Here is a 269-nt window from a genome sequence, read left to right on the forward strand (position 1 = left end):
CGAGTGCAACTGCTAAAGAAGAATTACGATTTGCGTTTAATTCTTCTAAGTCTGTTTCAAGTCCAGCCATAAACATTAAAAGAATAACTCCGACATTACTTAATTGAGTTAGAAGCTCTGAATTTTCAATCCAACCTAATACAGCTGGACCGATAACGATACCGACAATTAATTTACCTAGTACAGAAGGTTGACCTAATCTAACACTAAGATCACCAGCAAGCTTTGTACTTAATAAAATAAGTGCAATTTGAAAGAAAAATTCGAAT

General features: G+C 33.8%; 1 protein-coding gene. It reads right to left on the minus strand.

Annotated features, from left to right (window positions below):
• On the minus strand, positions 1-269 hold a 269-nt coding region (locus tag SB717_RS36215; protein ID WP_410907842.1), incomplete at both ends, for a cation:proton antiporter.

This window comes from Priestia sp. SIMBA_032 (assembly GCF_046535215.1).
In the GTDB taxonomy this organism is placed as follows: Bacteria; Bacillota; Bacilli; order Bacillales; family Bacillaceae_H; genus Priestia; species Priestia aryabhattai.